At 65.9% G+C, this 21,292-nt stretch carries 18 protein-coding genes and 1 pseudogene; 11 read left to right on the top strand and 8 right to left on the bottom strand.

All coding sequences use genetic code 11. The features are described 5' to 3' along the window. Nucleotides 1-11: 11 nt before the first annotated feature. On the bottom strand, nt 12-647 hold the full coding sequence (locus DEBA_RS06630) for a cyclodeaminase/cyclohydrolase family protein (RefSeq protein WP_013258149.1): 636 nt from the start codon (nt 645-647) through the stop codon (nt 12-14). 33 nt (nt 648-680) lie between these two features. Then, nucleotides 681-1,544 carry a bifunctional 5,10-methylenetetrahydrofolate dehydrogenase/5,10-methenyltetrahydrofolate cyclohydrolase gene (locus DEBA_RS06625; protein WP_013258148.1) on the bottom strand — a complete coding sequence of 288 codons (864 nt, stop codon included), beginning with the start codon at nt 1,542-1,544 and terminating at the stop codon, nt 681-683. 357 nt (nt 1,545-1,901) lie between these two features. Here DEBA_RS06625 and panB point away from each other — a divergent pair, with 357 nt between their 5' ends. The 3 genes from panB (at nt 1,902) to DEBA_RS06610 (ending at nt 4,158) form a co-directional block, all read left to right on the top strand. Beyond that, the gene (gene panB / locus DEBA_RS06620) at nt 1,902-2,741 is read left to right on the top strand and encodes a 3-methyl-2-oxobutanoate hydroxymethyltransferase (protein ID WP_013258147.1); all 840 of its coding nucleotides are present in this window, start codon (nt 1,902-1,904) and stop codon (nt 2,739-2,741) included. 10 nt (nt 2,742-2,751) lie between these two features. After that, nucleotides 2,752-3,675 (top strand): ketopantoate reductase family protein, encoded by a 924-nt coding sequence (locus tag DEBA_RS06615; protein ID WP_013258146.1) that lies wholly within the window; start codon nt 2,752-2,754, stop codon nt 3,673-3,675. Between the two features lie 162 nt (nt 3,676-3,837). Further along, nucleotides 3,838-4,158, top strand: a complete 321-nt coding sequence (locus DEBA_RS06610) for a DsrE family protein (RefSeq protein ID WP_013258145.1) — start codon at nt 3,838-3,840, stop codon at nt 4,156-4,158. A 21-nt stretch (nt 4,159-4,179) separates the two neighbouring features. Here DEBA_RS06610 and DEBA_RS16925 read toward each other — a convergent pair whose 3' ends face one another. The 3 genes from DEBA_RS16925 to DEBA_RS06595 form a co-directional block, all read right to left on the bottom strand. Then, a complete protein-coding gene (locus DEBA_RS16925; RefSeq protein WP_013258144.1) occupies nt 4,180-7,854 on the bottom strand; it encodes a PAS domain S-box protein in 3,675 nt (1,224 codons plus the stop codon). A 124-nt stretch (nt 7,855-7,978) separates the two neighbouring features. Then, nucleotides 7,979-8,731: a class I SAM-dependent methyltransferase gene (locus tag DEBA_RS06600; RefSeq protein ID WP_013258143.1), complete on the bottom strand. Its 753-nt coding sequence runs from the start codon at nt 8,729-8,731 to the stop codon at nt 7,979-7,981. A 42-nt stretch (nt 8,732-8,773) separates the two neighbouring features. Then, complete coding sequence (locus DEBA_RS06595; protein ID WP_013258142.1) at nt 8,774-9,124, bottom strand: DMT family protein; 351 nt, start codon at nt 9,122-9,124, stop codon at nt 8,774-8,776. 242 nt (nt 9,125-9,366) lie between these two features. Here DEBA_RS06595 and DEBA_RS06590 point away from each other — a divergent pair, with 242 nt between their 5' ends. The 7 genes from DEBA_RS06590 (at nt 9,367) to DEBA_RS06560 (ending at nt 17,561) form a co-directional block, all read left to right on the top strand. Next, a complete protein-coding gene (locus DEBA_RS06590) occupies nt 9,367-10,371 on the top strand; it encodes a helix-turn-helix transcriptional regulator (protein ID WP_013258141.1) in 1,005 nt (334 codons plus the stop codon). A gap of 145 nt (nt 10,372-10,516) precedes the next feature. After that, nucleotides 10,517-12,613 carry a TonB-dependent receptor gene (locus DEBA_RS06585; protein WP_013258140.1) on the top strand — a complete coding sequence of 699 codons (2,097 nt, stop codon included), beginning with the start codon at nt 10,517-10,519 and terminating at the stop codon, nt 12,611-12,613. Nucleotides 12,614-12,643: 30 nt separating this feature from the next. Next, nucleotides 12,644-13,309, top strand: coding sequence for an MptD family putative ECF transporter S component (locus DEBA_RS06580; RefSeq protein WP_013258139.1), 666 nt, complete (start codon nt 12,644-12,646; stop codon nt 13,307-13,309). Beyond that, a complete protein-coding gene (locus DEBA_RS16920; protein ID WP_013258138.1) occupies nt 13,303-14,034 on the top strand; it encodes an energy-coupling factor transporter transmembrane component T family protein in 732 nt (243 codons plus the stop codon). The genes DEBA_RS06580 and DEBA_RS16920 overlap by 7 nt, the downstream gene beginning before the upstream one ends. Beyond that, a complete protein-coding gene (locus tag DEBA_RS06570; RefSeq protein WP_013258137.1) occupies nt 14,031-15,476 on the top strand; it encodes an ATP-binding cassette domain-containing protein in 1,446 nt (481 codons plus the stop codon). Before DEBA_RS16920 ends, DEBA_RS06570 begins: the two co-directional genes overlap by 4 nt. 5 nt (nt 15,477-15,481) lie before the next feature. Further along, nucleotides 15,482-16,513: a methyltransferase gene (locus DEBA_RS06565; protein WP_013258136.1), complete on the top strand. Its 1,032-nt coding sequence runs from the start codon at nt 15,482-15,484 to the stop codon at nt 16,511-16,513. A gap of 28 nt (nt 16,514-16,541) precedes the next feature. Next, nucleotides 16,542-17,561 carry a class I SAM-dependent methyltransferase gene (locus DEBA_RS06560; protein ID WP_013258135.1) on the top strand — a complete coding sequence of 340 codons (1,020 nt, stop codon included), beginning with the start codon at nt 16,542-16,544 and terminating at the stop codon, nt 17,559-17,561. Nucleotides 17,562-17,626: 65 nt separating this feature from the next. Here DEBA_RS06560 and DEBA_RS06555 read toward each other — a convergent pair whose 3' ends face one another. The 3 genes and pseudogenes from DEBA_RS06555 to DEBA_RS19030 form a co-directional block, all read right to left on the bottom strand. Then, the gene (locus DEBA_RS06555; protein ID WP_013258134.1) at nt 17,627-18,298 is read right to left on the bottom strand and encodes a hypothetical protein; all 672 of its coding nucleotides are present in this window, start codon (nt 18,296-18,298) and stop codon (nt 17,627-17,629) included. Between the two features lie 268 nt (nt 18,299-18,566). Next, nucleotides 18,567-19,046 (bottom strand): S24 family peptidase, encoded by a 480-nt coding sequence (locus DEBA_RS06550; RefSeq protein WP_148227805.1) that lies wholly within the window; start codon nt 19,044-19,046, stop codon nt 18,567-18,569. Between the two features lie 69 nt (nt 19,047-19,115). Continuing rightward, nucleotides 19,116-19,283 (bottom strand): annotated as a pseudogene (locus DEBA_RS19030) (helix-turn-helix domain-containing protein); the annotation flags it as partial. An 841-nt stretch (nt 19,284-20,124) separates the two neighbouring features. On the opposite strand from DEBA_RS19030, the gene DEBA_RS16915 reads away from it, so the two are divergent. Further along, complete coding sequence (locus tag DEBA_RS16915; RefSeq protein ID WP_013258132.1) at nt 20,125-21,273, top strand: two-component system sensor histidine kinase NtrB; 1,149 nt, start codon at nt 20,125-20,127, stop codon at nt 21,271-21,273. Nucleotides 21,274-21,292: the final 19 nt, after the last annotated feature.

The following is a 21,292-nucleotide window of genomic DNA, read 5'->3' as shown; positions in this document are numbered from 1 at the left end:
CAAGCGGGCGCTTAGCCCATCTTTTCCTTGACCCGAGCCATGGCCAGGGTGCAAAGCTCCTCGGCCTCGACAAACAGCCGGGCGCGCTCGGCCTTGGCCTGGGCCACGTAGTCCTGGTCCTTGATACTGGGCAGGTTGATATCGACACTGAGCATGCAGCTCTTGAGGGCGGCCACGGCGGTCATGGCCCCCACGCCCACGTCGCTGATGGCCATCTTGTTGCCGAAGTGCGAGAGCTTGTCGGCCTGTTTGACGATCTCCAGGCAGGTGCGGCAGATCTCCATGGGCACGTCGGTGGCCTTTTTGGCCGCGGCCTGCAAGGCCTCGGCGCGGGCTTTTTTCTCGGCGTCGGTTTCCTTGGGCATTTTGAACACGCCCATGTATTGGTCAAAGGCCTCCATGTCCTTGAGGGTGAGGTCTTTGAGCTTGGCGATGATGGCCTCGCAGGCGCTCACCACTTCCTGGGCCTGGGCGTCGAATTCGGCGTAGGCCTTTTTGCCCACGGTGAGGTTGCCCACCATGCAGACCATCGAGCAGGCCAGGGTGCCCACCGCCGCCGAGACGTTGCCGCCGCCGGGCATGTGGCTGGAGCTGGCGGCGTCGGCGATGAAGTCGTTGAAGACCATTTCGTAGACGTTTTTGACCATGTCTTTCCTCCGCGAAAGGCGCGCGCCGCGGCGCTATTTGCCCAGGCCCTGCAAGCCGATGGCCTTGATGGTGTTCTGCATGATGATGGTGGTGGTCAGCGAGCCCACGCCGCCGGGCACGGGGGTCATCTTGGCGGCCACTTCCTCGACGTCGGGGGCGGCGTCGCCGCAGATGCCCTTGCCGTCGGGCGTGGCGTTGATGCCGGCGTCGATGACGGTGGCGCCGGGGCTGATCATGTCTTTCTTGACCAGGCCGGCGAAGCCGGCGGCGGCCACGACGATCTCACCGCGCTGGCACTCGGCGGCCAAGTCCTTGGTGCGGGTGTGGCAGACGGTGATGGTGGCGTTGCGCTTGATCAAAAGGCTGGCCAGGGGCCGGCCCACGGTGTCGCCACGGCCGACCAGGGTCACGCGCTTGCCGGTCAGGTCGATGCCGGCGCGCTCCATCAGGGCCACGCAGGAAAGCGGCGTGGCCGGCACCAGGGCCAGATGCTCCTGGCCGCCCAGCAGGTAGCCACGGTTGACCGGATGCACGCCATCGACGTCTTTTTTGGGGTCGATGGCCTCCATGATGGCCTCCTTGCCCAGGTGCTTGGGCAGAGGCAGCTCGACCAAAATGCCGTGGACCTTGGGATCGGCGTTCCAGGCCTTGATCTGCCCGAGCACGGCCTCCTGGCTGGCGTCGGCGGCCATGACTTTCAGGTCGACCTTGACGCCAAGGCCGTCGCCAACCTTGACCTTGGACTGGGCGTAGACCACGCTGGCCTCGTCGTCACCCACCAGCAAGACCGCCAACGTGGGCTCGACGCCCTTGGCCTTCAAGGCTTCCACGTCCTTGGCGATCTCCACGCGAATTTCCTTGGCGATAGGCAAACCCTTGATAAGCTCAGCCGCCATGGCCGTCTCCTTTCCCGTAGCTGAAAATGAAAACCCGCGCCCCTTGTGAGGGACGGCGCAAATGATTGGTTGGATGAAGGGGCCCAAGGCCCCGGCACAAAACACCATAGCCCGGGGGAGGTGTCAACGTTTTTCTGCAATGACCGGCAAAGAGCGGAAGTATTTGCCCGACCGGCGGCGGCGGCCTTGACAGATTTGGGCTGGGGCAATATGGTTGAACATTGTTTGCGGCGTCCACGCGCAGCCGCTTGGATCGACAGACCGAGACGGCCGACGACCACTCCGGGCAGCCCACCGGCGGTCGTTCGTGCTTGGAACGCCGCCGAAGTTTTTTCAAAACCGGGCAGGAGAGGATCCATGAGCCAGAAAAAGGTTACGATTTCCGACCTCTACCAGAAAAAGGCCGAAGGCCGCAAAGTCACCATGCTCACCGGTTACGACTACCCGACCGCCCTGGTCCTCGACCAGGCCGGCGTGGACAGCGTGTTGGTGGGCGACAGCCTGGGCATGGTCTGCCTGGGCTACGAGTCCACCGTGCCCGTGACCATGGACGAGATGATCCATCACGTCAAGGCCGTGCGGCGGGGACTCAAGCGGGCGCTGCTGATCGCCGACATGCCCTTCCTGAGCTATCAGATCTCGCCCGAGCAGGCGGTGCTCAACGCCGGCCGTTTCATGAAGGAAGGCGGCGCCGAGATGGTCAAGCTCGAAGGCGGCGCCGAGATGGCCCCCACGGTGGAAGCCATCACGCGGGCGGGCATTCCCGTCTGCGCCCACATCGGGCTCACGCCCCAGAGCGTCTCCAAGCTGGGCGGCTACAAGGTCCAGGGCAAGGACGTGGCCGGCGCGCAAAAGCTCATCGACGACGCCAAGGCCCTGCAAGGGGCCGGGGCCGACATGATCGTTTTCGAGTGCATCCCCTCGCCGTTGGCCGCGGCCATCACCAAGGCCAGTTCGATGATCACCATCGGCATCGGCGGCGGGGCCGACTGCGACGGTCAGGTGCTGGTCTACCACGACATCATGGGCCTCTCTGGCCGCCGCGTGCCCAAGATGGCCAAGCAATACCTCGATCTCTTTGGCCAACTGAGCCAGGCGGTCAGCCAATATTGCCAGGAAGTGGCCGGACAATCCTTCCCCGCCGAGGAGCATGGCTTCCCCATGGACCCGGCCGTGGTCGCCCAACTGAAATTTTAGGGAGGCGGCCATGCATGTGGCAGTGGTGGGGCCCGGAGCCATGGGCCTGTTGTTCGCCTGCCGCCTGAGCCAGGCCGGAGCGGCGGTGACGCTGATCGACCACCGGCCCGAACGGGCGGCGCGGGTAGCCGCCCAGGGCGTGACCATCGAGGACGAAACCGGCCAGTCGACCCTGGCCATCGACATAACCGCCGACCCGGCCGCCCTGGCCAAGGCCGATCTGGCCCTGGTCTGCGTCAAGGCCCACGGCACGGCCCAGGTGGCCGCAACCTTGGCCAAACACCTTGACGCGCGGGCCAGGGCCCTGACCTTCCAGAACGGCGCGGGCAACGTGGAGGCCCTGACCCAGGCCTTGGGGCCGGAGCGCGTGTTGGGCGGCATCACCAGCGAGGGGGCCACGGTGCTGGGCCCGGGCCGCGTGCGTCACGCCGGCCGGGGCCAGACGCACATCGGACCGGCCGAGGGCCCGCCCGACGCCTATTGCGGCCAGGCGGCCGATTTGCTGGCCCGGGCCGGCTTCGCCGTCAGCCAGGTCGAGGGCGTGCAAAACCTGATCTGGACCAAGCTGATCATCAACGTGGGCATCAACGCCCTGACGGCCATCCTCGACGCGCCCAACGGCCGCTTGCTGGATCTGCCATCGGCCCGGCGGCTGATGGATCTGGCCGTGGACGAGGCCCTGGGCGTGGGCCTGGCTTATGGCGTGCGCTTCTTGCATCAGGACATGCCCCAGGCCGTGCGTGACGTGGCCCGGCGCACGGCCAAGAACGTCAGCTCCATGCGCGCCGACGTGCAAAACAAGCGACCCACCGAGGTCGAGTTCATCAACGGCGCGGTCTGCCGCATGGGCCAGGAAAAGGGCCTGGCCACGCCGATCAACCAGACGTTGACGCTTTTGGTCAAGGCCATCGAGGAAAACCAGCAACCCGCCTGAACCACCCGCCCCCCGGTCGCGGCGTCGATCCGCGTCCGGGGGGCTTTTCACGCCGCCTCGTCCCGTCGCATTTTCCGCCCCGACCGCCCACTGGAGGGTTGGCGTCGATCCGTCGGCCATGCTATAAGCGATCCAAATGAAAAACCCAATCTTGGATCGATAATGCAAATACTGATCGTCCTTTCCAACCCCGACCCCGAGGTCAAGTGGAACGCCGTGCGCTTGGGCAACTTCATGCTCAACGAAGGCGAAGAGGTGACCATCTTCCTCAACGGCCCGGCCGTGGACCTGCTGGACGGCGACAGCGCCCAGTTTCCCATCGCCGAGCAGGCCAAGCTGTTCACCCTCAGTGAGGGCGTGCTGGCCGCCTGAGGCAAGTGCATGGGCATCCACGGGGTGGATGCGAGCGCGCTGGTCAGCCTGTCGACGATGAAGTTTCTTTACGAGCAGATCAAGCTGGCCGACAAAGTCATCGGCTACTGAGGCGGGCTTGGCGATCGGGCGCTATTTGGCGTCGAGGACGTTGCGCGCCGTCAACAGCAGATCGACGCGGCGGAAGGGCTTGGCCACGTAGCCGGCCGCGCCCGATTGCAGCGACGCCTTGACTTGGCCGTTGGCGGCGTAACCGCTGGCGATGATCACCTTGGCCCTGGGGTCGATGGCCAGGATCTCCTTCAGGGCCCTGTGGCCGCCCATGCCTGGCATGCCCAGGTCCATCACCAGCAGGTCGATGCGGCCGGCGGAGGCCTTGAAAAGCTCCAGGGCCTCCTCGCCCGAGCCGGCGGCCAGCACGTTGTAGCCGGCGCTGGCCAGCACGTGCACGCCCAGGCGGCGCAGATCTGGTTCGTCGTCGACCAGCAGGATGGTTTCATTGCCGCGCAGCAGGGCCACGGAAAGCTCTTGGCCGGCGGGCGGCTGGTCATCGGGGCCCTGTTGGGCGGGCAGGAAGATTTTGAAGGTGCTGCCCAGGTCCGGCTCGCTGTAGCAGGAAACATGGCCGCCGTGGTCCTTGACGATGCCGTAGACGATGGCCAGGCCCAGGCCGGTGCCCTTGCCCACCTCCTTGGTGGTGAAAAATGGGTCGAAGATCTGCTCGCGGGTGCGCTGATCCATGCCCCGGCCGGTGTCGGAAATCTGCAACATGGCGTATTGGCCGGGCCGCGCGTCCAGATGCAGGCGGCAATATTCCTCGCCCAGAATGGCGTTTTGGGTTTCGATGAGCAGCCGGCCGCCATCGGGCATGGCGTCGGCGGCGTTGCCGGCGATATTGAGGATAATCTGCTCGATCTGGTTGCCGTCGGCGCAGACCGGCCGCAGGTCGGCGGCCAGGTCGGTCTCGATGCGAATCATCTTGGGCAGGGTGTGTTCGAGCATGCCCACCGATTGGCGCACGATCTTGTTGAGGCTGAGCGGCCGGCGGTCCGACTCCACCTTGCGGCTGAAGGTCAGTATCTGCTGGACCAGCTTGCGCGCCCGATCGGCCGAACGCAGCACCTGGGCCAATTCATCGGCGTTGGAAGCCCCCTCGCGGGTCAGCTCCTGGGCCAACTCGGTGTAGCCGATGATTGCGCCCAGGATGTTGTTGAAATCGTGGGCGATGCCGCCAGCCAGGGTGCCGATGGCCTCCATTTTCTGGGCCTGGCGCAGTTGTGCCTCCAGCCTGGCCTTTTCGTCGGCCACCCTTTTCATATCGGAAATGTCGCGGGTGATGGAGATAATGCAGCTCTGGCCGCCGATCTCGATCAGGCGGGCCGACATCAGCGCCGCGCCCACGCTTTGATCCTTGCGGCGGAACTTGGCCTCCAGATTGTCGTAATAGCCTTTTTCGCGCAGGCCGGCCACCAGGCGCTGACGGTCGGCCGGGTCGTGCCAGATGTTTAGCTCCAGCGACGAGCGACCGAGGACGTCGTCGCGGGTATAGCCGGTCAGGCGGGTGAAGCCCTCGTTGATGTCGAGGTAGAGCCCGTCATCGACGCGGTTGATGTTGATGGCGTCGGGGCTGGCGCTGTAGACCAGGCGGAATTTCTCCTCGCTCTGGCGCAGGGCGTTTTCGGCGTGGCGGCGCTGGGTGATGTTTTCGTGGGACATGACCACGCGCAGCAATCCGCCGCTGGCGAAGCTGGTCATGCGCAGGGCGAACCAGCGCTCCTCGCCGGGGCCGTGGCAGGGGTATTCCAGATAGTAGAACTCGCGACGGCCGGCCAGGATGTCGCCGATGGCTTGGGCCACCAGCGGGGCCTCGCTGGACCAGTTGCCCCTGGCCTCGCGGCAGATTTCCAGATAGTTTTCGCCCACGCCGTGGTTTTGGGCGCCAAAGCCGTTGCTCTGGCCGAATTTGCGCCAGGCGGCGTTGACGGCGATGATGGCCCCGTGCTCGTCGAGGATGGCCATGTGGCTGGAGAGCGAATCGATGGTGCTTTGCAGCAGGTCGCGTGATTGGCGCAGGGCTTGTTCGTCCCGCTTGCGCTCGGTGATGTCCAGGGCGGTGAAGGTGACGCCGGCGGCCAGATCGCTGGGATTGAGGGGCGTGGAGCTCATCAGCACGTGGATGGCCCGGCCGTCCTTGCGCTTGAAGCGCGTCTCCACCGTGCCGGTGCCCCGCTCGGCGATCTGGCGGTATTTCTCCGCGCCGACGTAGTCGAACTCCTCGCGGGTGGGATAAAGCATCACGGCGTTCTGGCCGATGATCTCCTCCTTGGCGTAGCCGGTCATTTCGCAAAAGCGTTCGTTGACGTCCAGCAGCACCCGCCTGGAAACCACGCCGATGCCGATGGGCGCGGCGCGGAAGATGCTGCGCATCATTTCCTCGCTCTCGCGCATGGCCCTTTCGGCCCGCTTACGCTCGGAGACGTCGCGGGCGAAGACCAGGGCCCCATCCCGGCCCTGGTAGCAAAACGGCACCGCCGAAACCTCCACGTCCACCACCGCGCCGTCCAAGCGCAGGATCCGTTCTTCGATCAACGGGACGGAAAGCTTGGCTTGGTTCAGGTCGCGGATGCGCTCCCGCACCTTCTGGCGGTCGTCGGGGTGAAAGCGCTCGATCACCGCCGCGCCCAGCAGATCGTCGGCCGCACCAGCGCCGTAAAGGCGCACGGCCGCCTGATTGACGTAGGCGAAACGGCCATCGGTCTGGATGAAAATCGCCTCCGGCGCGCTGTCGACCAGGGTGCGAAAACGCCGCTCGCTTTCCTCGAGCCTTTGCTCGGCGCGGCGACGTTCAAGCATTTTCCACACCGAATCCATCAAAAGGGTCAACTGGCGTACGTCGGCGTCGTCGTAGTCGGCGGCCTTGTTGGCCACCCCGGCCACGGCCACGATGCGCTCGTCGACGATCACCGGCACGGTGCAGAATTTGCGCAGCGCCACGTGGCCGGGCGGATAGCCCCGCTTGAGCGGATGGGGCGCGCCAAAGTCGTTGATGACCATGGGCCGGCGCTGACGCACGGCCTCGCCCCAGACGCCGGTCTTGTGCAGGTCGTAGACCGTCTGGGGCTGGGCCACGGCGCACTGGGCCATGACGCCCCTGGACCAGGTGTTGAGCACGAACTCCTGGTGTTCCTCGGAATAATGGTAAATATAGCCGAATTTGCTGTCGGTCAGGCCGATGGCCTCTTCCAGGGCGTAGTCCAGCAACTCCTGATCGCCGGCGGCCCGGTATTGCGAAATGCGCAGCAGGCTCTCCAGGCGGTCTTCGTCGCGCTGGCGCAGGCGCTCTTGTTCCTTGCGCCGGCCCACGTCGCGCAGCATGCTCATGTGCGCGCCGGGCCAGATGTTGGCCACCGCGCGGAACTCCACCTGGACCTCGCCGCCGTCGCGGCGCAGCCGGGCGTACTCGCCGTCCAACTCGCCTCGCGCCAAAAACTCGCGCCAAACGGCCCGGCCTTGTTCGGCCATGGCCGGCGGCGTCAGATCCCACAGGCAAAGGCGGGTCAGCTCCTCGGGGGTGTGGCCGGTGAGCAGGCCGGCGGCGTGGTTGGCGGCCAGATAGCGGCCATCGTCGTCGCAGATCAAAATGGCGTCGCGGGCCTTTTCAAAGATGGCCAGCAGGCGTTGGGCCGTGGTCGTAACCGCCGCCCGGGGCCGACCACCGTCCAGGCCGGCTCGCGGTTGGCGGCCTTGCCCGCCCGGATCGCCAGGCCGCGTCGCGACGGCCGTCAGGTCTTGCTTGTCTTCGCCCATCCCGATCCAGCTCGTTGTCGATCCACCAAGGCAACGATGGCACACTTGCTTATCATTATAAGACAATCACGCCCGGCCGATGACCTTTGTTGAACCACGGGCGTTTTTCCTCGGCGCGAACGGCTTAGCGCAAAACGCCGACCAGCAATTCGTAGGGCCGGTCCAGCGAGCTGAGCGCGAAGGGGCGCACCTCGACGTCAAAGCCAGCCTGGGCCATGGCCTCGGTCCAGACCGCGCGGGGGAACAGGCCCATGACGTGACGGTCCAGCTCGACGCGCAGGCCGCCTTGATCGCGGATGAAAAAGGTCATGATCGCCTCGATGGCGTTGTCGGTGGGATCGGGGTCGTGGAGGTATTCGAAGTAGGTCAGCGCCACGCCGTCGGCGGCGTGGTCGATCTGGCAGGTCTGCGGCGCGACGAACGACTCGGCGTAGTTGTCCGGGCAGGCGATGAGCACGCCGCCCGGCCGCAGATGGGCCGCGGCGGTGGCGAAGGTGGCGGCGATATCTTGCGCGCTGAGCAGATAGCTGATGGCGTCGTGGATCAGCACGGCGTCGAAGCGGCGGCCCAGGCGGACCGAGCGCATGTCGCCCCGGCGCAGTTCCACGCCGGGGTTGCGCCGCCGGCACAGCTCGAGCATGGCCGGCGAGAGGTCGACGCCCACCGCCTCGTAAGCGCGGGTCAGGTGCGACAGGTTGTGGCCGCCGCCCACGCCCAGCTCCAGCAGGCTGGGCCGACCACCCGCGCCCAACTTTTCGGTCAAAACCCCGCGCCAACAGGCCGCCTCCTCGGCGTATTCGGCCGGCGGGCTGACCAGGGGCACGAGATGGGCCAAGTCGTCATAGAGCCGGCCAACGGCTATCTCGTTGGACTTCATCGCGCCGCTCCCCCTTGCCGACCGAACCCGCGTCTTGGCGCCTCACCGGGCCACTGGCAGGTCGCGGAACATGAAAAAGGCCGCCCCGGCCAGGCACAGGCTGGCCCAGAGATAATCCAGGGTCAGCTCCTGCTTCATGTAGAAAACACAAAAAAAGGCGAACACGACCATGGCCAGGATCTCTTGCAGCACCTTGAGCTGGGGCAGGGTGAAATAGGCGCTGCCCAGGCGGTTGGCCGGAACTTGCAGGCAATACTCGAAAAACGCCACGCCCCAGCTCAGGGCGATCACGGCGATGATCGGCATGGCCCGCATGTCCTTGAGGTGGCCATACCAGGCGTAAGTCATGAACACGTTGGAGAGCACCAATAACGCTATCGGCGCGAAAGGCATGGTCGATCCTCGATGGTGTGACGTTGGTGGCGAAAACGGCCAGCCGCCACGGCCGGGCCACGAAAAACCACCTGATTGTGGCAAGTTATAATCACCGCGCGCCAGGTTGTCAACCGACCCCGGACGCCGGGCACAATTTGCTTGACACAACGCCCGCTTCGCGTAAATAAGATCAAGCACACTAAGTTAGATTAACCTAAAGCACCGACGATAAACCATCGCCGTAAGCGGCCGCCAAGGCAATGAAGCTCATCGACCAACAACAGGCCATGATCGATTTTTACGGGCAGTTGCGCGGCCAGGCCAGCCCATGCTTCGACCGCGTCCTGCCCGTGCCGCGCGAACTGGGCGCGGGCAGGCTGCGCGCCCTCTGCCCGCGCCGGGGCATGTTGCTGCTGCTCGAAGACTATCAATTGACCAGCGACGTGCGCATCGCCAACAGCAACATGCCCTTGCCGCTGGGTTTTTCTTTTTGCATCTCCGGCCGCGTGCAGTGGACGATCAGCGGCGTCAAAAAAAGCTTCTGCACCGAGGCCGGCCAGTGCGAGCTGCTGTTCACCAGCCACACCGACGGCCAGGCCCGCTACGAGGCCGGCCAGCCGGTGCGGATGATCAACCTCATGCTCAGCCCCGCCCTGCTGCAAAGCTACTTCGACCAACCCCTGGCCCAGGCCGGGGCCGTCTGCCTGGCCCAGCCGCCGACCCGCGACCAGGAGCCGATCCATCGCTCGGGCCCCTTCCCCGGGGCCATCGAAGGCGCTTTGCGCCAATTGCTGCGCGCGCCCTGCCGTAACGCCGCCGACGGCCTGCTCATCCAGGCCAAGGTAATGGAGCTTGTCGCCTTTCTGTTGGGGCTGTTGGGCCTGGCCGACAGTCAGGAGCAACTCCGCCCCAGCGCCGCCGACGCCGCGTTGGTCGAGCGGGCAAAAGGCATCCTGCGGGCGCGCATGCACCAGCCGCCGACCATGGACCGCCTGGCGCGCATGGTCGGGGCCAGCCCCAGCAAGCTCAAGCGCTGCTTTGCCGCCCTGTGCGACGTCACGGTCTATGGCTACCTCAACCACTGCCGCATGGAGCGAGCCCGCGAGCTGTTGGCCGACGACGGCCTGACCATGGCCCACATCGCCGCCGAGTTGGGCTATGCCGAACGCACGCACTTTTCACGAGCCTTTGCCCGCCACTTCGGCCTGCCGCCCTCGGAGTATCGCCTGCGCCTGGCTGACGGGCCGCCCGGCCAACGCCCCTGAAAGGCCGTTTCGGGTACCTGAAAGGCCCGCCGGGGTACGCCTGACCGGGCCGGCGGCTGTTATCCTCCCAGACCAAGCCGGGCCATGCGGCCAGACTTGGCCGCGCGCCCAAATCGAAAACAGCTTGCCATATGGATTAAACCACATGCGCGCACTAGCAAAATCATTATTGCCGCTGGCCGTGTGGGCCGCGCTGGGCGTGGGCGTCTGCCAGGCCGAGACCGCCAGCCAGGCCAGCGCCTCGCAGCTCGACAACGTCACCGTCACCGCCCGCAAGGTCGAGGAGGACGTCCAGAAGATCCCCATCAGCGCTTCGGTGTTTTCCGGCGCGCTGATCGACGACGCCGGCCTGCGCGACATGCGCGACCTGACCCGCCTGGCCCCCAACGTCTATCTGAAAAAATCCACATCCGAAAACATCATCACCATGCGCGGCGTCACCTCCTTCGAGACCTCGATATATGGCCCCACGGCCCTCTACGTCGACGATTTGATGCTGCCGCTGCATTACGCCCACAATATCGACCTGGTCGACATCGAGCGCGTGGAGGTCTTGCGCGGGCCCCAGGGCAGCCTCTACGGCGGCAACAGCCTGGCCGGCGTGATCAACGTCATCACCCGCCAGCCGGGCAACGAGGCGAGGGCCAGCCTCAGCGCCGACTTTGGCGCCTACCCCAGCGCCGGCGACCACAACCCCGGCTACAAACTGGGGGGCGGCGTCTCCGGGCCCATCGTCGAGGACCGCTGGTACCTGGGCCTCAGCGGCCAGATCGACCAGAACGACGGCTACACCACCAACCTGTTCAACAACGACCAGCGCGCCGGGGCCATCGACCGCAAAACCGCCCGGGCCACCTTGCGTTGGACGCCCACCAGCCAATGGGACATTTCCTTCATCGGCGATATCCTGAAAAACGACGACAACATCGGCGTCTATCGCTTCGACCAGGGGCCCTACCGCACTCCGGCCTATCATTCCTGGCTCGACACCGACAACTACAACAACGAGCAGGGCGATGGCCAGGCCCTGCGCATCAGCCACCAAGGCCAGGCCGTCAAGATCCTCTCGGTGACCGGCCGCCGCGGCTATCGCAACGACACCCTGCAAGACTACGACTGCACCGCCGACCCCCAAAACGACTGGGGCCGCACCCTGGCCGCGTACAAAGACACCATGTTCAGCCAGGAGCTGCGCTTTTCCTCCGTCAACGCGGGCGGCTCGCCCCTCAGTTGGCTGGCCGGGGCCTACGGCATGATCGAAGACACCGACATCGACCAGCAAAACCCCACCATCGCCCAAAGCGCGCTGACCTCCATCGACACCAACGGCTACGCCCTCTTTGGCGAGGCCACCTACACCCTTTGGGACCGGCTGCGCCTCACCGGCGGCCTGCGCTGGGACGGCCGCGACTCCAAAGGCCACAAGCGCGACACCGGCGTCGACGTCTCCGACCAGATGGACGGCTCGGAGCTGCTGCCCAAGCTTTCGCTGGGCTACGACATCACCGCCGACGCCTTCGGCTACGTCACCGTGTCGCGGGGCTACCTGGCCGGCGGCTACAACTACGCCCTGGCCGTGGACAAAGAATCCTTCTCGTACGACCCGGAATACACCTGGAACTACGAGCTGGGCCTGAAAACGTCGTGGCTGGATCGCAAGCTGACGGCCAACCTGGCCCTGTTTTACATCCAGATGGCCGACAAGCAGGTCTACAACATGGTCGGTGTCTCCTCGCCGATCACCAAGGTCGACAACGCCGCCCAGGCCCATTCCATGGGCGTGGAGCTGGAAATGGCCGCCCAGCCGCTCCAGGGCCTGGAGATCACCCTGGGCTTTGGCCTGACCAAGGCCGAGGTCGACGACTGGACGGCCACCGAGTGGAACAGCGACTACACCGAGCTGGTGCGCGTTTCCTACGACGGCAAGACCATCCCCAACTCGCCCGAGTACAACGGCCATCTGGCGGTGCAATACCGCCACGCCACGGGCCTGTTCGCCCGGGCCGACCTGGCCGCCGTGGGCGAGGTCTACGCCGACGCCGCCAACAGCATCCTCGACGACCCCTACGCCCTGCTGGACCTGCGCCTGGGCTACGAGACCAAGCGTTACGACGTCTATGTCTGGGGCCGCAACGTCCTCGACGCCGAGTATCACGCCATCGCCTACAACTGGGACGGCTACAAGATGGTCCAGGACGGCGAACCGGCCATGTTCGGCGTCACCTTGACGCTGCGCTATTAACGCCATGCCAACCGCGAGGCCAAAGGCAAAATGAACGCCCACACCGACGCCCACACCGAGCCATTCGTCCCGGCCAGCGCCCACGTCATCGACTGCGGGGGCCGCGCCGCCACCCGCGAGTGGGTGTTGCTGGGCGTGTTGAACGGCCTGGTCGTGGGGCTCAGCCATCTGATCTTCTCGCTCTACCTGTTGGCCGGACCGGGGGCCATCGTGCTGGGGATCTATCATCAATGCTTCGAAAACATGCTCATCGCCAGCGTCTACCTGCTCATGGCCCTCAGCGCGCCCCGGCGCTGGCCATTCACCATCAACGGCATGGTCTGGGGCCTGGTGGGGCTGATGATGGGCTGGTGGCCGATTCTGCCGGTGGCCGCGCCGGCCGGCTTTATAGTCGATCTGATCGTCCGCCGGGCCGTGCCGCGGGGGCGGCTGGGCTGGCTGACGGTCGGCTTCGCGTTCTATTCCACCATGCTTTGCGCGGCCAATTTCTGGCCGTTCTGGCTGGCGCGCCACGCCGATGTGGTCCAGCGCCAGATCGAGATGTATCCAGCCATGGTCCAGATGATCGAAAAATTGACCGCGCCGGTGATGATCTCGCAGTTGGCCTCGGCCTTTGTCACCGGGCTGCTGGGCGCTCATCTGGCCCTGCGGCTGATCGCCAAGCGCTTTGTATTCGACCGGGAAAGCCCATGCTGATGCGTGAATTCGCCTTTGATCTGCACGAGTTGGTCAAACTCTGGCTGGCCCTGAGCGCCGGGGCCACGGCCATCTACTGCGTGGACTGGCGCATCCAGGCGGCAGTGCTGCTGATGTGCCTGGCGGCGTGCCTTTGCGTCGGGGCCTGGCGTTTCGTGGCCTGGCTGGCGGCGCTGATGGCCGGATTGGCCTTGGCGGCCGTGATCCTCTGCCGCCAGTGGCCCGGGGCCGCGCCGCTGGCCCAGGCTTCCTATTATTTCCTGCTTAAATTCGGGCCGTTGGTGGCCATGGCCGTGTTTCTGGGCGCTTGCCTCAACGTCGGCCGCCTGCTGCGTTCGCTGGAGCGGCTGGGCGCGCCGGCCGGGGTGGTGATCACCCTGGGCGCTTGCCTGCGCTTCCTGCCCACGGCGGCGGCCGAATTTGGCCAGGTGCGCCACGCCATGCGCACGCGGGGGCTCAACGCCGGCGGCCGGCTGTGGCTGCGGCCCGATCGGTTGCTGGGCTATGTGCTGGTTCCGCTGTTGCTGCGCTCGCTGGCCGTGGGCGAGGAACTGGCCCGGGCCGCCGTGACCAGGGGCGTGGAGGCCCCCGGGCGCAAAACATCGCTGCATGGCCTGGACTTTCGCCCGGCCGACGGCCTGACGCTGGCCGGTTGGACGCTGGCCCTGGCCGCCCTGATCGCCCTCGACGGGGCGCTGCGCGGCGGGTCGGGAGGCGTGGCGTGAAACTGCTGGCCGACAAATTGTCGTTTCGCTACGCCGGCGGCGCGGGCTGGGCGCTCAAGGACGCCAGCCTGTCGTTGGACCACGGCCAGTGCGTGATCCTGGCCGGGCCCAGCGGCTGCGGCAAATCCACCCTGCTCAAGGCCTTCAACGGGCTGATCCCCCACTATGAAAAGGGCCGGCGCGCCGGCCGGGTCTTGCTGGACGGCGTGGACCTGGCCGCAATGGCCATGCACCAGATCGCCCGGCGGGTGGGCGCGGTGTTCCAGAATCCGCGCTCGCAGTTTTTCACCACCAGGGTCGAGGACGAGATCGCCTTTGGCTGCGAAAACCTGGGGACGCCTCGGCCGCTTCTGCGCCGAAAAGTGGATCTGGCCATGAGCCGTCTGGGCCTGGAGGGCCTGGGCCGCCGCTCGGTGTTCGGCCTTTCGGCCGGCCAGCGGCAAAAGGTGATCCTGGCGGCGGTGTTGGCCATGGGCGTGGACGCCTTGACCCTTGACGAGCCCTCGGCCAACCTGGACCAGGCCGCCTTGGCCGAGCTTGTCGGCCTGTTGGCCGAGTTGAAGGCCGAGGGCAAGACCATTGTCATCGCCGAACATCGCTGCGATTACCTGCGCGGCCTGGCCGACCGCGTGGTCCTGCTCGATGACGGCCGGATCAGCGCCGAAATCGACGCCAAGGCCTTTTTCGGCCAAAGCGCGCAAGAGGCCCGCCGCCTGGGCCTGCGCTGGCCCGGCGACGCCACGCCCAGCGACGACCCGCCAGCCAGCGGGGGCCACGACCTGGCGCTATGCGCCTTGCGCTATCGCCATCCCGGCCGGCCAGGCGACATCCTGCGCGGTGTGGACCTGGAGGCCCACGGCGGCCGGATCGTCGCCGTCAGTGGCGCCAACGGCTGCGGCAAGACAACCCTGGCCCTGACCATCGCCGGGTTGCTAAAGGAACGCGGCGGCGCGGTCCGCCTCGACGGGCGGCCATGCCGGCCCAGGCAACGGCTGCGGCGCTGCCGCATGGTGCTGCAAGAGGCCGATCACCAGCTTTTCGCCGAGAGCGTCCAGGCCGAGCTGACCATGGCCGGCGGCGCGGGGCAAAAGACGCGCGTGGCCGAACTGCTGCGCGCCAGCGGCCTGGAGCGAGTGGCCCAATGCCGGCCCCAGGCGCTCTCGGGCGGGCAGAAGCAACGCCTGGCCGTGGCCGCGGCCCTGGCCGCCCAGCCCGACGTGCTGGTCCTCGACGAGCCCACCAGCGGCCTGGACGGCCACAACCTGCGGGGCATGGCCGCCCTGCTGTGCCAGGCGGCCCAGGCGGGGACCATCGTCCTGGCCGTGACCATCGATCATCAGTTCATCGACGCCTGCCACGCGCGGGCGCTGTGCCTGGAAGACGGGCGCATCCTGGCCCAAAAACCAAGCCAACCATCATCCACCCCACGCCAAGGAGATTGACCACCATGGTCAAGATGCCCGATCCTCAATCGGATTTCAGCGTTTTCGGCGACATGTTCTATGGCGCGGTCGCCAGCCGCCTGCTGATGAGCGCCATCGATCTGGCCGTCTTCGACCACCTGGAGCAGGCCGCCTCGGCCCAGGCCGTGGCCCGGCTGCTGCCGGCCCACCCGCGCAACGCTCAGCTCATGCTCGACGCCCTCTGCGCCCTGGGCCTGCTGCGCAAAAGCCAAGGCCAATACCAAAACCAGCCGCCGACCAGCGAGTTCCTGGTGCGCGGCAAGGCGGTTTATCTGGGCCACTGGCTGCAACTGGCCGACGAATCGTGGCAAGACTGCCTGGGCGGCCTCACCGACAAGATCCGCAGCGGCCCCGGCCAGGCCCCGCCCGATGAGCACTGGAACGCCGCCGCCTACTGCGAGCGCTTCACCCGCGCCCACGCCGCCACCAGCCTGGCTGGCGTGGCCCGGCAAATGGCCGCCATCGTCGCCGACGCGCCCGGCTTCGACGCCTGTCGGCGCATGCTCGACCTGGGCGGCGGTCCGGGCGTCAACGCCATGGCCGTGGCCCAGGCCAACGAAGGGCTCGCGGCAGTGGTCTTCGACCGGCCCGAGATCGTGGCCATCGCCCGTGGCTACATCGATGAATACGGCATGAGCGCGCGCGTGTCGACCATGGGCGGTGATTATCTGAGCGACGATATCGGCGGAGAGTATGATCTGATCATGGTCACCGACAGCCTCTATTACGGCGACGCCGAGTTGGACCAGGTCTTGGCCAAATGTCGCCAGGCCCTCGCCCCCGGCGGCCTGCTGGTGGGCGTCCACGCCGTGCTGACCGAGGAGGCGACCCAACCGGCCAAGATGGTCCTGGCCATGCTGCCCGAGGCCCTGGCCGGTCAGGCCGCGCTGCCCGAGCGAGGCTTTTTGGCCCGGGCCATGGCGCGCCACGGCTTTGCGGAGATAAGCTCGCGCATGGCCATGGTGGCCGGCGCGCCCATGGAGGTCAACGTGGGCCGCCGGCCGGCCGAGGCCTGAAAAATATCATCCAAAACCGGAGAGTTGCATGAAAACGCCGCCCCAAGCGACAAACTCGTGGAAAGGCCTGCACGATCTGCTGAACGGCGCGGTGGGGGCCAAGCTGCTGCGCGCCGGGCTGGAGCTGCGGGTGTTCGACGCCCTGGGCGATTATCGTAGCGCCGCCGAGGCGGCCACGGCCATCGGGGCCCACCCCGAAAACACGCGCCTGTTCCTCGACGGCCTGACTTGCCTGGGCCTGCTGGAAAAACGCCAGGGCCGCTATCGCAACCTGCCGGCCACCCAGGAATATCTGACCAGCGCCTCGGAGCTTTTCCTGGGGCCGCTTTTTGGCATGATCCAGACCATGAGCATCGACGCCCTGGACGACTTGGCCACGCAGGTGCGCCAGGGACCGTCGCCGGCCGGCCAGGCCGACGATTTCGCCGCGCCCGAGCTGTGGGCCCAGGGCGCGCGGGACGGGGCCGGCTGGGTCTTGGGCCAGGTGGGCCAACAAATGGCCGAACTGGTGGCCGGGCTGGAGGGCTTCGCCAACTTCCAGCGCATGCTCGACCTGGGCGGCGGCCATGGCCTGTTCGCCATCTATTTCGCCAGCCGGCATCCGGCCATGAAGGCGGTGGTCTTTGACCGCGCGCCGGTGCTGGTGGCGGCCAAGGAGTTCATCGCCGCCTACGGCATGGGCCACCGGGTCAGCGTGGCGGCCGGCGATTACCTGAGCGACGACATCGGCGGGCCCTACGACCTTGTCTGGGCCAGCGCCACGCTCAATTTCGCCCGCCACGACCTGGACGCGCTGATGGCCAAGATCCGGGCGGCTCTCAAGCCGGGCGGCTATTTCGTCAGTTTCCAGGACGGGTTGACCGACGAGCGCACCGGGCCGGCAATGCTGTTGGGCGCCCTGGGCAACGCCTTGCGCAGCGGTTTCGACATGTATTTCGATCAGGGAGAAATAGCCCGGGCCATGCTGCGCGGCGGGTTCGGTTGGGTGCATTCGCGCACCATCCACACGCCCATGGGCCAGATGGAGCTGGACATCGCCCGCAGCTGACATGACGGCGAAGCCTGCCTGCCCGCGCCCGACCGGGCCGGCGCGCGGGCAGGCTTTTTGGGGGCCTAGAAACTATAGCTCAGGCCCACCGAGGCCACGGGATAGAACTTGAAGTTGTTGAGGTCGTCTTCGATCTTGCCCTCTTCCTTGCGCAGAGAATCGGACAGGCCCGGCACCAGGTTCTGGTGGGTGGCCGAAAGGGAGATGTCGGGCGAGCCCCACCACATCACGCCCAGGTCGAAGGCGAAGCCGAAGTGGCCGTCGTCGGTGAAGGCGTTGCTGAAGCCCAGGCCGGCGTAGGGGGCCAGTTTGTTGAACGAGGCGTCGGCGTCCATGCGGCCCAGTTGCGCGCCGGTGTAGGTCGTGCCGCCGATGTTGTATGTCTTGTCGGCGCTGGGGCTGGCGCTGCCCGAAAAATCGTGGCTGTTGATGATCACGCCGCCGCTGAGGCGGAAGCTGTTGGCAAAGGGATGCACGTCCAAAAGCAGGCCGGCGGTGTAGAGCTTGATGTCGAAATCGTAATTGACGCTATCGACGCTGATGTCGTGGTTGAAGGGCAACGCGCCCAGCGACAGGCGGCCCTTGATGAACTCGTTGAAATTGGCCGTCACGTCGGCCTGCAAGCCCAGCGTGCCCACCTTGGCCGTCACGGCCACGGGCGAATCGGCCAGGGCCGGCGCGACCGTCATGATCCACAGCGCCAATATCGATGCAACCGCCTTGATGACTTTGAACATGTTTTTCTCTCCGCAAAGATTGATTGCCAACTCTCGTTTGATTAGCCAAACCAAGTCACGACGTTTATCCCTCGTCCATGTTTTTTGGTGACGGGATGCGGGCTGGGCCCATTTGATCGGTTAGCGCGGAGGCAATCCGTCTTTCGCCTGTCGAATCGCCGCCTTCGCCATGATCCACGGCGCGAATGAAAAATACTAATGCCTTGGGCCAAGCACGCCAGTCAAGCGAAAAAGGCGTCGAAATGGTCGGAATGAACGGAAATCGACGCTAATCCAGGCTGCGCCACAAGCGGATCACCCTGCCGAGGATCAACTCGCGCGCGTCGCTGGTCCAGGCGATTTGCGGCGGGTGGTTATCGAAGTCGTCGCTGACGATCATGAAACCGGGGCGGTTCTTGAGGGCCTGCAAGCGCCGCACGGCCAACAGGCCATCGGCGTCGGCGCGGATGGCCCAGACATGGCGCTGGCGGCGGCGGGGGTCGCGTTCGTCGAGGTCGACGATGACGATGGCGCCGGCGGGAATGGTCGGGCGCATGGCCTCGTCGGCCACGCGGATGGCCACGAAACGCTGGCGAGCGCCCAGGTCGCGGCGATGGATCAAAAGCAAACGCCGCGCCTTTGCCCATGAAAAACAGTCATCGCCGACCGCCAGCCTGTCGCCGACCAGCGGCACGGCCAGATAGTCGTCGCCGATCAGGCCGGCCGTGGCCGCCGAGGCGCGCGCCGAGGAATCCCGCGAATCAACCATAAGATTGGTAACATCGCCAAGCAGAAGGTCGCGCAAATCCAGCGCTGGAAACCTGCCCAACAGCGCGCAAACAGCCTCAAAAGGCATGGGCGCTTCACCCCGCTCGACAAGCGAAAGCATACTCTGCGAAATACCCAACAAACTGGCCATGTTGGACTGATTAAGCCCCAGATCGGCTCTGAAGCTCTTAAACCTTTCGCCCAAGCCGGCGGGAATAAAGGTTTTTTTGGGGGGCACCTTTTACCATTCTATTAATAATTTTGGCTTGACGCTGTTTGCCAGCCTTTTTATAGTACGAGCAGCACAACATTCATCGGCGGGCAGAAGGCACAGCCATGCGCCTTGCCCGAGGCAAAGGGCATGCCTCGGCCATCACCGACCGTGGCCGGCTTCGCCTACGTGGGCGCGGGCCACGCTCGTCCGGGGCGCGGGCGGTCAAGAAGGGGTTGTCCGCTCGTAAGTCGATGAGCGACATTGCCACGCGCATGTCGGACTGGCGTGTTGCGTAATGCGATCGCTACCGATAGTTATCAATGTTTCGGCCAGTTGTGCAACTTTATTTATCTGGCCGTCGGCAATGCGAACCCCGCGCGCCGTGGGTGAATGTGTATAAATTGTGGCCGCCGGCGGCCCGGCCGTCAACCTTGCCGCGCCTGCCATGCGGCGTAAGCCCGGTCGCCCAGCGGGCAACGCCGACCGCTCAGGGAAGTCGGCAAAAGCCTCGGTCGACGCCTGGGTAAAAAATATACCGCCGGAGAGGCTCGCAAAGCAAAACATACGCCAGGTCATGACCGGCGCGATCAGCCGCGCGGGCCGCGCCTTGGGTTGGCCGCCCTCAGGCCATGGCCAGCGCCACGGGGTCGCGCGACCACCATGGCCCGCGACTTTTTCCACGCTAACCAGCACAAAAATAAATTTTGAGTGTAGCACCAGCGACGCATTCCTGGAAACGGAGATCACCCTCCAGGGTTCGAAAAAACCAGAGCTAAACATAACTATACGCAATCACTGATCAAACAAAGAAGATTACAAAAAGAACAAACGAATTTATCTTACACAATCAAAGGCCAAACGACACATGAGCGCGCCGAATCAAGATCATCGCTTGCTGCTCGATATTGTCGACAACTCCCCGGCCATCGTCTTCGCCAAAAATCACCAGGGGCGTTTCACCCTGTCCAACCGCACGCACGGATGGGCCGTGGGCCGCGTGGTCGAAGAAATCATCGGCCGCGGCGACGAGGATCTGTTCGATCCCATCACGGCCAGGCGGCGTCACGACGAAGACCTGGGCGTCATCCGCAGTGGCCGGGCCGTGTTCGTCGGGGAATGGCTTCCCACGCCCAGCGGCCCGCGTTTTTTCGCGGGCGAAAAGTTCGCCCTGCGCGACGCCCAGGGCCGGGTCTACGGCATGTGCGGCATCTTGCACGACCTCACCGAGCACGGCCGCGCCGACGACCCCCCGGCCAGCCACGCGGCGGGGCCCCGCACCGATTTGGAGCACAAACGCCGCCTGGAGTTATTGGGCACGCTGGCCGGCGGCGTGGCCCACGATTTTCGCAACATCCTCACCGGCCTGTTGGCCTACGCCGAGTTGGCGTTGACCGATCCAACCCTGGCGGCCAATACCCGCGCGCGCATCGAGTCTCTGATAAAAGCCGGCCACAGGGGGCGCGAACTCACCGAACGCATCGTGCTTTTCGCCCGACGGCGCGAGGGCGGCGACAACCTCATTTGGCCGGCCCCGGTCATCGGCGAGGCAATGGCCCTTTTGGCGACTAGCCTGCCGGCTTCGGTGCGCCTGCGCGCCCAATTGGACCGCGCCGCCGGGCCGCTGCGCGCCGAGGCCGTGGATCTGCACCAGATCGTCATGAACCTGGTGGGCAACGCCGCCCAGGCCCTGGGCGAAAGCGGCGGCCAGATCAGCGTCGGCCTGAGCGCCGAGGCCAGTTCGGCCAGCGGCGATCACCCCTGCCCGCCCAGCTTGGTCCTCACCGTGGCCGACGACGGCCCCGGCATGGACGAACAGACCCGCCAACGAGCCTTCGAACCCTATTTCACCACACGCGGCGGCTCCGGCGGCGGCGCGGGCCTGGGCCTTTTCCTGGTGCGCGGCATCGCCGAGAGCCTGGGCGGCGGCGTGGAGCTTGGCAGCGCGCCGGGCCACGGGACCACCGTGCGCGTGGTGCTGCCCAGCGCCCCACGGCACGAGCAATCACCGCCCTAGCCCGGCGGCGGCGCGCGCC

Source organism: Desulfarculus baarsii DSM 2075 (assembly GCF_000143965.1).
Classification (GTDB): domain Bacteria; phylum Desulfobacterota; class Desulfarculia; order Desulfarculales; family Desulfarculaceae; genus Desulfarculus; species Desulfarculus baarsii.
The sequence above is the reverse complement of the archived record's forward strand: the minus strand, read 5'-3'. Positions and strand labels throughout refer to the sequence as shown.